11 protein-coding genes are annotated in these 12,612 nt (G+C 71.9%); 8 read left to right on the top strand and 3 right to left on the bottom strand.

The genetic code is table 11. From position 1 onward, the window contains the following. Positions 1-56: 56 nt before the first annotated feature. Positions 57-857 carry a TetR/AcrR family transcriptional regulator gene (locus CRYAR_RS32770; RefSeq protein ID WP_035857085.1) on the bottom strand — a complete coding sequence of 267 codons (801 nt, stop codon included), beginning with the start codon at positions 855-857 and terminating at the stop codon, positions 57-59. 311 nt (positions 858-1,168) lie between these two features. Between CRYAR_RS32770 and dxr the strand changes: the two genes are divergently transcribed. The 4 genes from dxr to CRYAR_RS32750 are packed head-to-tail and all read left to right on the top strand — an operon-like array spanning position 1,169 to position 5,729. Further along, positions 1,169-2,398, top strand: a complete 1,230-nt coding sequence (gene dxr / locus CRYAR_RS32765) for a 1-deoxy-D-xylulose-5-phosphate reductoisomerase (protein WP_035857084.1) — start codon at positions 1,169-1,171, stop codon at positions 2,396-2,398. A gap of 6 nt (positions 2,399-2,404) precedes the next feature. After that, a complete protein-coding gene (locus CRYAR_RS32760) occupies positions 2,405-3,655 on the top strand; it encodes a M50 family metallopeptidase (protein WP_035857082.1) in 1,251 nt (416 codons plus the stop codon). Positions 3,656-3,667: 12 nt separating this feature from the next. Beyond that, positions 3,668-4,834, top strand: coding sequence for a flavodoxin-dependent (E)-4-hydroxy-3-methylbut-2-enyl-diphosphate synthase (gene ispG, locus CRYAR_RS32755; RefSeq protein WP_035857081.1), 1,167 nt, complete (start codon positions 3,668-3,670; stop codon positions 4,832-4,834). Between the two features lie 52 nt (positions 4,835-4,886). Next, entirely contained in the window at positions 4,887-5,729 is an 843-nt protein-coding gene (locus CRYAR_RS32750) for a GNAT family N-acetyltransferase (protein ID WP_035857080.1), read from the top strand. Here the strand turns inward: CRYAR_RS32750 and CRYAR_RS32745 are convergent. Beyond that, positions 5,712-7,070, bottom strand: coding sequence for a transaminase (locus CRYAR_RS32745; protein ID WP_051571251.1), 1,359 nt, complete (start codon positions 7,068-7,070; stop codon positions 5,712-5,714). The genes CRYAR_RS32750 and CRYAR_RS32745 overlap by 18 nt on opposite strands. Positions 7,071-7,370: 300 nt before the next feature. On the opposite strand from CRYAR_RS32745, the gene CRYAR_RS32740 reads away from it, so the two are divergent. Further along, positions 7,371-7,805 (top strand): hypothetical protein, encoded by a 435-nt coding sequence (locus CRYAR_RS32740; RefSeq protein ID WP_035857079.1) that lies wholly within the window; start codon positions 7,371-7,373, stop codon positions 7,803-7,805. A gap of 59 nt (positions 7,806-7,864) precedes the next feature. Continuing rightward, on the top strand, positions 7,865-8,311 hold the full coding sequence (locus tag CRYAR_RS32735) for an SAV_6107 family HEPN domain-containing protein (protein ID WP_035868615.1): 447 nt from the start codon (positions 7,865-7,867) through the stop codon (positions 8,309-8,311). Between the two features lie 792 nt (positions 8,312-9,103). Here CRYAR_RS32735 and CRYAR_RS47685 read toward each other — a convergent pair. Continuing rightward, positions 9,104-9,511, bottom strand: a complete 408-nt coding sequence (locus CRYAR_RS47685) for a hypothetical protein (protein ID WP_157018262.1) — start codon at positions 9,509-9,511, stop codon at positions 9,104-9,106. A gap of 409 nt (positions 9,512-9,920) precedes the next feature. On the opposite strand from CRYAR_RS47685, the gene CRYAR_RS32725 reads away from it, so the two are divergent. Together CRYAR_RS32725 and CRYAR_RS32720 are read left to right on the top strand one after the other, a co-directional pair. Continuing rightward, positions 9,921-10,163 (top strand): hypothetical protein, encoded by a 243-nt coding sequence (locus CRYAR_RS32725; protein WP_157018260.1) that lies wholly within the window; start codon positions 9,921-9,923, stop codon positions 10,161-10,163. An 892-nt stretch (positions 10,164-11,055) separates the two neighbouring features. Continuing rightward, positions 11,056-12,612: a DNA polymerase Y family protein gene (locus tag CRYAR_RS32720; protein WP_035857076.1), complete on the top strand. Its 1,557-nt coding sequence runs from the start codon at positions 11,056-11,058 to the stop codon at positions 12,610-12,612.

Genomic DNA, 12,612 nt, shown 5'->3' with positions numbered 1-12,612 from the left:
ACGGGATCTGAGGAACTGCCACTCCAGCGGTGCGGCCCGGATCGCACCGGAGGACGTCAGTGCAGCGCCGGCTCGACCTCGGTGATGTCCAGCCGGGCGGCGATCTCCGCCAGCTCGCCCTCGAAGAACGGCTCGGGGTCGGGCAGGGCGAAGCTCATGTGGTTGAACACCTCGAGGCTGACCAGGCCGTAGAGGCGCATCCAGCAGCCGAACACGACCGCGAGCGCACCGAGCGGCAGGGTGCTGCCCAGGCGCTGGCGGTACGCGGCGAGCTGCTCGGTGAGCCGCGGCGGCAGCGACTCGGCGTCCGGCGTCGGGAATCGACGCTCGCGCCACACGTCCGCGAACGCGGACAGGAACAGCCGCCCGAACCGGGCCCCTCCGTTGTCCAGACGCTCGGCGCCCGGCTCGTTGTCCGACCCCGCGGAGTCGCTGGCCGCGGCCCGGCTGGTCTGGGTGGGCGTCAACCCACTGGGACCGGCGTTGTACGCCGGCGTCCCGTACCCCGGCGTGGGTGCGCCGAAGATCAGCCCGAACTCCGCCGGATGACCCACCGACCAGGCCCGGAAGGCCCGGCACACGGCCAGCAGCCGTGCACCGGCGTCGTCCGGAGACGCCAGGTCACGAGCGTGCTCGACGGCCGCGCACAACTCGGTCGACAGATCGGTCACCAGCGACTGCACCAAGTGGTCAAAACTCGGGAAGTACCGGTACAGCGCCGGTGCAGTCATCCCCATCTCGCGGGCGATGGCCCGCAGCGAGACCGCTGATGGCCCGTCGCCGACCAGCTGCCTCCGCGCCACGTCCTTGATTTCCTGGACCGTCGCCGCCCGGACGCGCTCCCGACGGTTCACCATCACAGTCACGACTCCAAGACCCCCTCGCGAACTTCCGCTGCGGCGGTCTCCGCGTTCGTGCCGACGGACCGCCCGGTGCCCGTCGGCCGGCGTGACCGCCCTGCCACACCACACAACGAGCCCGACGGCTTCTGGTAACCGCCCGAGTGCGAACTGTTCATCGTTCGTGTCATCGACCGAGTTCACACTGGCCATTCGGTTGATTTGTCGTGCCTCGTCCGGTGTGTCGTCGTTGTGACCGACACGACGCGCTCGGATGTGGACGAAGTGCCCGTTCAGCAGTCCTGTCCCCGGTGCGCGAGAATGGCCGCATGAGTTCGCGCGAGGTAGTCCTCCTCGGCAGCACCGGCTCGATCGGAACCCAGGCCCTCGACGTGATCCGCCGGAACCGTGACCGGTTCCGCGTGGTCGGTCTGGCCGGCGGGGGCGCCCAGGTCGGACTGCTGGCCGCCCAGGCACTGGAGTTCGGGGTCGACGCCGTCGCGGTCGCCAGAGCGAGCACCGCCCAGGATCTGCAGCTGGCGTTCTACGCCGAAGCCCAGCGTCGCGGTTGGAGCGAGGGCAAGTTCGCGCTGCCGAAGATCCTCGCCGGTCCGGACGCCGCGGCCGATCTGGCGGCCTGGCCGCTGGGAGAGAACGGTCTGGTGCTCAACGGCATCACCGGCTCGATCGGCCTCGCGCCGACGCTCGCCGCGTTGACCGCCGGTCGGACGCTCGCGCTGGCCAACAAGGAGTCGCTGGTTGCCGGGGGGCCGCTGGTGCGTGCCCTGGCCAAACCGGGGCAGATCGTGCCGGTCGACAGCGAGCACTCGGCGCTGGCCCAGTGCCTGCGCGGTGGCGCGGCCTCCGAGGTGCGCAAGCTGATCCTCACCGCGAGTGGTGGTCCGTTCCGGGGGCGCAGCCGCGCCGAGCTGAGCGGCGTCACGGTCGACGACGCGCTGGCCCACCCCACCTGGTCGATGGGCCCGGTCGTCACGATCAACTCGGCGACGATGGTGAACAAGGCCCTCGAGGTGATCGAGGCCCACGAGCTGTTCGGCCTGCCCTACGAGAAGCTCGACGTCGTCGTCCACCCGCAGTCGCTCGTCCACTCGATGGTGGAGTTCGTCGACGGGTCGACGCTGGCCCAGGTCAGCCCGCCCGACATGCGGCTCCCGATCGCGCTCGGCCTGGCCTGGCCCGACCGGGTCCCCGAGGCGGCGGCCGCGGTCGACTGGACCAAGGCCGCGAGCTGGACGTTCGAACCCCTGGACGACGACGCGTTCCCGGCCGTGCGGCTGGCCCGCGAGGTGGGGGCCGCGGGCGGGTGCCTGCCGGCGATCTACAACGCTGCCAACGAAGAATGTGTCGCTGCGTTCATCGCGGGTGTGCTCCCGTTCACGGGAATCGTTGACACTGTACGTTCTGTAGTTGAATCGGCCGAAAAGGCCGGAGGTCAACTCTTGGACGAGCCAGGTAGCGTCGAGGACGTTCTCTCGGCCGAGCGTTGGGCGCGGTCGGAAGCTGTGACGGCGGTTTCCGCTGTAGAAGGGTCGAGGTAAGCGCCGATGGCGTACACGGGTGGAATTATTCTGTTCGCCCTCGGCATTTTGATCTCGGTGGCCCTCCACGAGGCCGGCCACATGTGGAGTGCCCGGGCGTTCGGAATGAAGGTCACGAGGTTCTTCATCGGCTTCGGTCCGACGTTGTTCGCGTTCCGCCGCAAAGAGACCGAGTACGGCCTCAAGGCCATCCCGGCCGGCGCGTTCGTCTCGATCGTGGGGATGACCCCGCTGGACGAGGTCGACCCGGCCGACGAGGACAAGGTCTTCTGGAAGCGGCCGGTCTGGAAGCGGACGATCGTACTGTCGGCCGGATCGATCACGCACTTCATCCTCGGGGTGGTGCTGCTCTGGGTCACCGCCGTGTTCATCGGCCTGCCGAACCCCGAGCGCGCCGCCTACGACGCGAACAAGGAACCGGCCGTCCTCGGCGCGGTGAACGACTGCGTCCCGGCCACCCCCGACTCGTTCACGTGCGACGTCGCCAAGGGTGACCCCCGGTCGCCGGCCTCGGCCGCCGGCCTCGAGCCCGGCGACCGCATCACGTCGTTCAACAACACCAGCACGCCGACGTACGGCGAGCTCGTCGCGATGGTCCGCAAGTCGCCGGCCGGCGCGGTGCCGCTGACCTACGTCCGCGACGGCCAGACCGAGAACACGACGATCACGGTCATCCGCCGCAACCTCGACATCAGCACGACCGACAAGCCGAACGTGCAGGAAGTCGGCTTCCTCGGGGTCTCGCCGAAGGGTTCCGACGCTCCGCTGACCGTCACCTACGGTCCGATCGACGGCGTCGGGCAGGCGGCCGACTACACCGGCCAGATCTTCGCCGGCACGTTCAAGGCGATCGCGAACTTCCCGGAGAAGATCCCGAAGCTCTGGGATGCCCTGCTCGGCCAGGAGCGCGACCCGGAGACCCCGGTCAGCGTGGTCGGGGCCAGCCGGATCGGCGGCGAGGTCGTCGAGCGCGGCATCTGGCCGATCTTCTTCCTGCTGCTGGCCAACCTGAACTTCTTCATCGGTGTGTTCAACCTGTTCCCGCTGCTGCCGCTGGACGGCGGGCACATCGCGATCGCCTGGTTCGAGAAGGTCCGGTCGTGGGTGGCGGCCAAGCGCGGTAAGCCCGACCCGGGCCGGGTCGACTACACCAAGCTGCTGCCGATCACGTATGCCGTCGTGTTGATCTTCGGTGGCATCACGCTGCTGACGGTCGCGACCGACATCATCAACCCGATCACGCTCACCACCCGATAAAGGAACTTCGCTGTGACCGCCGTCTCGCTCGGCTTGCCCCGTCCCCCCGCTCTCAAGCTCACCGAACGACGCGTGTCCCGGCAGATCATGGTCGGCAGCGTGCCGGTCGGCGGTGACGCCCCGGTCAGCGTCCAGTCGATGACCACCACGCCGACCTCGGACATCAACCGGACGCTGCAGCAGATCGCGGAGCTGACCGCGTCCGGCTGCCAGATCGTCCGGGTGGCCGTCCCCAGCCAGGACGACGCCGAGGCGCTGCCGGCCATCGCGAAGAAGAGCCCGATCCCGGTCATCGCCGACATCCACTTCCAGCCGAAGTACGTCTTCGCGGCGATCGACGCCGGCTGCGCCGCGGTGCGCGTCAACCCGGGCAACATCAAGCAGTTCGACGACAAGGTCAAGGAGATCGCGCGGGCGGCCTCCGACGCCGGGGTGCCGATCCGGATCGGGGTCAACGCCGGCTCGCTCGACAAGCGGCTGCTGCAGAAGTACGGCCGGCCGACGCCCGAGGCGCTCGTCGAGAGCGCGCTGTGGGAGTGCTCGCTGTTCGAGGAGCACGGCTTCCGCGACATCAAGATCTCGGTCAAGCACAACGACCCGGTCGTGATGATCAACGCCTACCGCCAGCTGGCCCGCGCCTGCGACTACCCGCTGCACCTGGGCGTCACCGAGGCCGGCCCGGCGTTCCAGGGCACGATCAAGTCGTCGGTCGCGTTCGGCGCCCTGCTGGCCGAGGGCATCGGCGACACGATCCGGGTGTCGCTGTCGGCCCCGCCGGTCGAAGAGGTGAAGGTCGGCAACCAGATCCTGGAGTCGCTCGGCCTGCGCGAGCGCGGGCTGGAGATCGTCTCCTGCCCGTCCTGCGGCCGCGCTCAGGTCGACGTCTACACGCTGGCCGAGGAAGTCACGGCCGGTCTGGAAGGGCTGCCGGTGCCGCTGCGCGTCGCGGTCATGGGCTGCGTCGTCAACGGCCCCGGCGAGGCCCGCGAGGCCGACCTGGGCGTCGCGTCCGGCAACGGCAAGGGCCAGATCTTCGTCAAGGGCCAGGTCATCAAGACCGTGCCGGAGTCGCAGATCGTCGAGACGCTCATCGAAGAGGCGCTCCGGCTGGCCGAAGAGATGGGCGCCGAGTTGCCCGAGGAACTGCGCGGACTCGCACCTACGGTCGAGGTGCACTGAGAGCTTTGGCCTGCCGGGTAGTCCGTGGCAGGCTGGGAAGCGTGAGTGCCTCGTGCTGACGACCAGGCCGGTCCGGGTCCTGCGGGACGCCGACCGCACCGAGGTCGAAGAGCTGTTGGACGCTGATCCGGTCGCGAGCGTGTTCGTCGCGGCCCGGATCGGCACGCACGGGATCTCGCGCTGGAGGCTCGGAGCCCAGCTCTGGGGCTACACGCTCGACGGTGCCGTCGAGGGCCTGTGCTACTCCGGCGCGAACCTGGTGCCGCTGACCACCGAACCCGACGCGGTACGGGCGTTCGCCGACGTCGCCCGGGAGCAGGGGCGGGTCTGCTCGTCGATCGTCGGGCCCGACAAAGCGGTTCTGCCGCTCTGGGACGACCTGGTGGGCGATTGGGGCCAGCCCCGCGAGGTGCGTGCCTCCCAGCCGCTGCTGGCCACGTCGGCGCTGCCTCCGGTCGCGCCGGACCCGTGGGTGCGGCGCGCGGACATGCGTGACTTCGACGCGCTGCTGCCGGCGTGCATCGCGATGTACACCGAGGAGATCGGCGTCTCGCCGGTCGAGTGGGACGGCGGGGTCGCCTACCGCGCCCGGGTCGCCGAGCTGGTGCGAGCCGGGCGTTCGTATCTGCGGATGGAGAACGGCCAGGTCGTGTTCAAGGCCGAGCTCGGCGCGGTCAGCAACCGGGTCGCGCAGGTACAGGGCGTCTGGGTGCACCCGGAGCGGCGCGGGACGGGCGTGGCCACGGCGGCGATGGCCGCCGTGGTCGCCGACACGCTCCGCACCGTCGCGCCGATCGTCAGCCTCTACGTGAACGACTTCAACCACGCCGCCCGCACCGTTTATCAGCGCTGCGGCTTCACCCAGGTGGGAACGTTCTCAACCGTTCTGTTCTAGCTCCGTGACCGCTTGGTGCAGCACCTCGAGGTGGGCGTCGACATCGGCTCGGGTGGTGTCCGGGCAGACCAGGGCCATGTTGTGGAACGGCGTGAGCAGGATGCCTCGGTTGGCCGCGTAGACGTGCAGGTAGTCGTCGAGTTCGGCGTCGCCGGCCGCGTGTGATTCGCCGCCGGTGCGCGGGGCGGGGTCGGCGAAGCGGTACTCGGCGCGGGCGCCGAGCTGGGTGACCGACCAGGGCATGCCCTCGATGGCTTTCCGGGTGCCCTCGGCCAGGTGGGTGCCGAGTTCGGTCATCGTCTCGAACGCTTCGTCGGTGAGGACGTGCTCGAGGGTGGCCCTGGTGGCCGCGACCGAGAGCGCGTTGCCGGCCAGCGTGCCGCCGACGCCGCCCATGTCGATGAGGTCGAGGTCCGTGCGGGCCTCGATGCGTGCGCTGACCTCTTCCGAGAGGCCGTAGGCGCCGACCGGCACGCCGCCGCCGATCGCTTTGCCGATCGTCAGGACGTCGGGCTCGAGGTTCCATTCTTTCGTGCAGCCGCCGGGGCCGGCCGAGAACGTGTGGGTCTCGTCGTTGATCAGGAGCACGCCGTACCTGCGGGTCATCTCGCGGACTCCGTGCAGATAGCCGGGCTCGGGCAGCACGATGCCGATGTTGGTGAGCGCGGGCTCCATCAGCACCGCGGCGACGTCGCCGTGGGCGAGTTCGGTTTCCAGGCCCTCGAGGTCGTTGTACTCGGCGACCCGGCTGGTGACCCGGGTGTCGACCGGGGCACCGACGTTGCCGTCGCGGACCTGGGGCTCTTTGTCCGCCCCGACCACGATCAGCGACTCGTCGACGCTGCCGTGGTAGCAGTAGCTGTTGACCAGGATCTTCGGCTTGCCGGTGATGGCGCGGGCGAGCCGGATCGCCCACCGGTTGGCGTCGGTGGCGGTCAGCGACAGGCTCCACTGCGGGAGCCCGAAGCGCCGGGTCAGCTCCGCGCCGACCCACTCGGCGTCCTCGGTGGGCAGCATGGCGGTGAGACCGCCCTCGTCGGCCGTACGACGTCGGATGGCCTCGACGACCGGGGCGGGGGAGTGCCCGGCCATCGCGCCGGTGTCGCCCAGGCAGAGGTCGATGTACGTGTGCCCGTCCAGGTCGGTGACGCGTGCCCCGCGGGCGGTCGCGAGATAGAGCGGAAACCCACCCGCCTGCTTGGCCATCCAGGTCATCGGGGTGCGGCCGAACAGGTGCTTTCCGTTTGCGTAGGCCGACGCCGAGCGCGGGTTCGCTTCGGCGAACCGGGCTCTTTCGCGGCTGGTCAGGTCGGCGAGACGGCGGCGATCAACGGTGTTCACCCGAACATCTTGCCTCGTGGTGGCCGAGCCGTGCGTCGGCGTTGCGCCGGGCCCGGGGCGGGGTTACTGTTGGGCTGGTTCGAACACTCGTTCGAACACTCCGGAGCGGGTGTCGCGACCCGCCTCCGGAAACCTTCACCGCCGGTGGATCGACCCTTTCTACCGGCGGTGAAGGCTGCTGCCGGCTCGGGTAAGGCGAGGGGAAGCGCCTTGCCCGAGCCGGTGGCGCCGCTCACCTTCCCCTCGAGCGGCGCCGGGTGTCCGTCCGGGCACCCGGCGGTACGGCGTGGAGGGGAAACGGTGGCCGAGGAGACCGAGGTCCGGCGTGGTGCCGGCGCGGACGCTCCGGTGGAGTTCCACTGGAACGGTCAGATCCATCGGGTGCGGGTGGTGCTCACGCATCACCGCATTCGCCACTCGCCCCGGCCCGGCTCCTCCACGCGCCCCGATCTCCCTCCTTCCCCTCCCGTGGTGGACGAGCTGGAGGCCCGGCGCGCTTCTCGCGCCGCGGAGCTCTCCGAACCCGCTGCCACCAGCCCTCCCGACGAGGAGGTCTGGCGGGTGAGCGCCAGTCCTTCCTTCGCGGGCGGTGTCCCGCCCGCGGGGACATCCGAGGCCGACAAGAGTTCGTCCCGGCCGGCGCCTGTGCTCGCTGGTGTTTTCGACCTGAGCTTCGACTGGGCGGTCGGTCGCTGGACCGTCACCAGGATCGACATCCTCGAGGAGGAACAATGACTTACCCGGTGCCCGTCACGATCCGGCCTTCGACGTCCGTCGGCGACGCGTCCGGCGGCATGCCGGTCTCGGTGCCGGCCTCCGCGCTACCGCACCGCACGCCGCGTGAACTGCTCGCGCTGGCCCGCCACGGGCTGGGCGAGGCCGCGGTCACCCGGTCGCCGGGCCCCCGCTACGCCACCGCGCATCTGGCCGCGCTGCGTGCCGCCGCGGCGGTGCTCGCGGTCCGGGCCCGGCCGCTGCCCCCCGGCGTGCGCCGCCCGCGCTCGCGGCCGACGAGCGTGTGGGTGCTGCTCACCCAGGTGGCCCCCGAGATGGGCGAGTGGGCGGCGTTCTTCGCCACCGCGGCGGTGAAGAGAGCGGCGGCGGAGGCCGGTCTGCCCCGGGCGGCCACCGCCCGGGAGGCCGACGATCTGCTCCGCGACGCCGAGCGCTTCTGCACGCTCGTCGAAACCATGCTCGGCCTCCCGGCCCAGCTACCCGCCGAAACTCCCCGCGCGGGTTGATCGAGTGGGTTGGCCGGGCTGGCCCGGGCCGGGATCGGTTGGGCCGGATCGGCCGGGCCGGGCCGGATCGGTTGGCCGGATCGGATCGGATCGGTTGGTCTGGCGGCTGGGCGGGCTTTGCTGGCGGTGGCGGTGGCGGTGGCGGCCTGGTGGGTCGGGGCTCGGCGTGAGGCAGGCCGGTGGTTGTTCCGGTCGGTGTGGTTGTTCCGGCCGTTTCGGCCGGTCAGGTGCTCGGCGTGAGGTGAAGCGTGGCCGGTTCGCCGGCCGGGCGTGTGTGATCTACCGGCGTCGCCGGTTCCGGGTGGCAGTGCGGGCGAAAATCAGGGGGCGTGGCGCGATGGATGCGCGACGGGGGAGAGCACGGCCAAGCCGAACGGTCGGCAGCGAGCCGGCCACGGCGGAGGGCATCGAGTCATCCGCGGCGACCGGCCGCGAGCCGGTCATAGCAGTCGGCGACGGGCCGGTCGCAGCAGCTGGCGACGGGTCGGCTGCGGTGGTCGGCGGTCGCCCGTCCACGGCGGGTGAAGGCAGCCTGCCGGCGGCAGGTGAGGCGCGGTGAGCGGGAAAGCAGCGGCGCGAGCCGCGTTGGTCGAGACGGTCCGCTCAGCCTCGACGCTGACCGAGAAGCACCAGGTCACCGACCTGCTACCGGCACCGGAGCCGCTACTGACCCTGTTCCCGGCCGGAGGCCTGGCGCGAGGCTCCACCCTTGCGGTCGGTCGTTCGAGCAGCCTGCTGGTCGCACTCCTGGCCGCGGTCTCGAGCGCCGGATCATGGTGCGCGGTGGTGGGCCTACCGGCCTTCGGCGTGGTGGCAGCGGCCGAGGCGGGCGTCACCGTCGACCGGCTGGCGCTGGTGCGCGACCCCGGCCCCGACCCGGCCGGAGTGGTCGGCGCACTGCTCGACGGATTCGACCTGGTCGTCGTCGGCGACCCCCGCGGCCTCGGGCTGGCCGAGGTACGCCGCCTCACGGCAAGGGCACGACAGCGCGGCGCGGTGCTGGTCGGAATCGGATCCTGGCCGAGCGCCGACCTGCGGCTCTCCCTCACCGACGCACTCTGGCAAGGCGCCGGCCGCGGCGACGGACGCCTGCGCCAACGCCGGGTAACCGTCATCGCCGAGGGCCGAGGCAGCGCATCCCGCCCCCGCCACGTAGTGGTCCTGCTCCCCACCCCCGAAGGCCGGATAGCCCCCTTCCACCCCACTACTCCAGTTCGCCCCCTCCACCCGGTCCCGCTGGATGCCCCTCAACCGAACCGGACACCGCTCACCCATCCCCACCTCCCCGCACCCACCCCCTTGCGACCCGCCGCCCCAGACCAAGCCGCCCTGGAGCCGGTGGCGCTGGAGCCGGTGGCGCTGGAGCCTGTCGCGCTGGAGCCTGTCGCGCTGGAATCCGCCGCTTTGAATCCCACCGTCTCAGGGCTGGTGGCCCTGGAGCCTGTGGCCTTGAATCCCGCCGCACCAGGGCCAGCTGTTCAGGAGCGGGCTGTCCTGGAGCCGGCCGCCCTGGGGTCCGTCGTGCTGGAGCCGGGCGCATTGGGGCCAGTCGCCCTAGGCCCTGCCGCCCAACAATCAGCTGCTGCCACTCGGCAGCCGGGTGCTGCCGTTGAGCGCCGATCGGGTGCCGCCGCCGAGCATCAGCCGGGCGTTGCGGCCGACCGGCGATCGGGTGCTGCGGCTGAGCGGCGGCCAGGTGTTGCCGTTGAGCGGCGGCCGGGTGCTGCCGTTGAGCGCCGGTCGAGTGCTGCCGTCGAACGGCGCTCAGGTGCCGCGGCCGAGCGATCGGGTGCGGAGCGTCGGGCCCCGGCAGTGCGAATCCGGGCGGTGCTGCCTGACCTGCCCGGCCTGATGCCCGCCTCCGCGTTGCCCCAGCCCTCGGCGCGGAAGCCCAGGTCGGCCCTCCGAGCAGCCCCGGAGGCGAGATGACCAGCCCATCAGGCCCCGACCCCGAGGCGACAACCACAGCGTCCAGCCCAGCGAAGACCACCGCAGCGCCCGACGCGGCGAAGACCTCTGCGGCGCCCGACGCGGCGAAGACCTCTGCGGCGCCCGGCGCGGCGAAGACCTCTGCGGCGCCCGGCGCGGCGAAGACCTCTGCGGCGCCCGACGCGGCGAAGACCTCTGCGGCGCCCGACGCGGCGAAGACCTCTGCGGCGCCCGGCGCGGCGGAAACCATCGTGGTGGCCACCGGGGCGGGGAGCCTAGCGGTGGTGAACCCAGTGGCGAGCATCGCGGCGATGGCTGGTGCGGCAGAGAGCACTCCGGCGGACAGCGGGGCAGAGAGCACCGCGGCGGGGAGCTCTTCGGTAGGGAGCCCGGCGGCGGAGACCACTGCGGCGGAAACCATCGCGGTGGCCACCGCAGCGAAAAGCCCGGCGGCGCGAGGCGCAGCAACGGAGAGCCCAGCGGCCGGGAGTCCAGCGGCGGAGACCACTGCGGCGGATGCCGCTACGGCGAAGTGCACTGTGGCGACCAATGTGTTGGCCATCGCGGCGGAGAGCGTTGCCGCAGGGAGTCCGGCGGCGGGAAGTCCGGCGGTGGGGAGCGCTACGGCAGAGAGTGCAGCGGCTGGCAGCCCAGCGGCAGAAAACTCCGCGGCAGAAAACTCGGCGGTAGGTAGCCCGGCGGTAGGTAGACCGACGGCAGAAAACTCGGCGGCAGAGAGGTCGGCGGCAGAGAGGTCGGCGGCGGAGAGGTCGGCGGCGGGGGAGCGGGCTCGGAGTAAGCGGGGGCCGGCTCGGGTGGCGGCGGTCTGGGCGCCGGACTGGCCGGTGGTCGCGGCGGCGGTGAGCGCTGATGTTCCGTTGCATCTGCCGATCGCGGTGCTGGCCGCGAACCGGGTGGTGGCCTGCTCCGAGGTGGCCCGCGCGGACGGTGTTCGCCGCGGTCAGCGTCGCCGTGATGCGCAGGCGCTCTGTCCTGAGCTCGTGCTGCTCGACGACGATCCCGATCGGGACGCGCGGGCCTTCGAGCCGGTGGTCGCGGCGATCGAGGAGTTGTCGCCGGGCGTCGAGATCGTGCGTCCGGGCCTGTGTGCTTTTCGGGTGCGGGGGCCGGCTCGCTACTTCGGGTCCGAGCCGGCCGTCGCCGAGCGGGTCGTCGACACGGTCGCCGCGCAGACCGGGGTGGAAACCGCGGTCGGCATCGCCGAGGGGGTCTTCGCGGCCGCGCTGGCCGCCCGCCACGGCGGTATCGTGCCGCCGGGCGACACGCCGGCGTTCCTCGCCCCGCTCGACCTCGCGGTCCTCGCCTCATCCGGCCTCACGACCGGAGACCACCTCGACCTCGTCAGCCTGATGCGACGCCTCGGCATCCGCACCGTCGGCGCGTTCGCCGCCCTTCCGGCCCAGGACGTGCTGGCCCGCTTCGGGCCCGACGGTGCCGCCGCCCACCGGCTGGCCCGTGGCCTCGAACCCCGTCCTCTGGTGGCCCGCCTCCCGCCGGTCGACCTCTCGGCCCGCCGGGAGATCGATCCGCCGGCCGAGCGGGTCGACACGGTCGCGTTCGTCGCCCGGACGCTCGCCGAGGAGTTCGCCGAAAGGCTCGCCACGCACGGGCTGGCCTGCACCCGGCTGGTGATCGAAGCGGTCACCGCCAACGGCGAGGAGCTGAGCCGCACCTGGCGGCACGACGGTGTCCTGGGCGTCGGTGACATCGCCGACCGGGTCCGCTGGCAGCTCGACGGGTGGCTGACCGGCCGGGCCCGCGAGGACCGTCCGACCGCGGGCGTCACCCTGGTGCGGCTGGCCCCGGAGGACGTCGTCGAGCACGGCGGCGCCCAGCTGGGCCTCTGGGGCGACACCGGCGCCGACGACGAGCGTGCGCACCGGGCGCTGACCCGTGTGCAGGGCCTGCTCGGCCCGGAAGCCGTGGTGACGCCGGTCCTCGGCGGCGGCCGCGACCCGGAGAGCCGGGTCCGGTACGTCGCCTGGCGCGACGCGCGGGAGCCGTCGCTGCCCCTCGAACCACCGTGGCCGGGGCAACTCCCCCCGCCTGCTCCGGCCACGGTGCCTTCTTCGTCGCCGCCGGTCAGCGTCGTCGGGCCTGACGGCGAGGCGGTCGGCGTCACCGGCCGTCACGCGCTCACCGGCCTCCCGGCCCGGGTGAGCCTGGGCAACGGCCCGGGGCGCAGCGTGCTGGCCTGGGCCGGTCCCTGGCCGGCCGACGAGCGCTGGTGGAGCCCGGTGCAGGCCCGGCGGCGGGCCTGGATGCAGGTGGTGCTCGACGGGGAGGAACCGTCGGCGTTCCTGCTGGCGCTGGAGAGCGGCTCCTGGCTGCTGGCGGGGGTGTACGACTGA

Origin of the sequence: Cryptosporangium arvum DSM 44712 (genome assembly GCF_000585375.1) — a bacterium.
Classification (GTDB): Bacteria; Actinomycetota; Actinomycetes; order Mycobacteriales; family Cryptosporangiaceae; genus Cryptosporangium; species Cryptosporangium arvum.
The sequence above is the reverse complement of the archived record's forward strand: the minus strand, read 5'-3'. Positions and strand labels throughout refer to the sequence as shown.

Bases quoted from the DNA above. Each gene is read 5' to 3' on its own strand.
- CRYAR_RS32770 (WP_035857085.1), bottom strand. From the start codon at position 857: ATGGTGAACCGTCGGGAGCGCGTCCGGGCGGCGACGGTCCAGGAAATC.
- dxr (WP_035857084.1), top strand. From the start codon at position 1,169: ATGAGTTCGCGCGAGGTAGTCCTCCTCGGCAGCACCGGCTCGATCGGA.
- CRYAR_RS32760 (WP_035857082.1), top strand. From the start codon at position 2,405: ATGGCGTACACGGGTGGAATTATTCTGTTCGCCCTCGGCATTTTGATC.
- CRYAR_RS32735 (WP_035868615.1), top strand. From the start codon at position 7,865: ATGCCGGTCTCGGTGCCGGCCTCCGCGCTACCGCACCGCACGCCGCGT.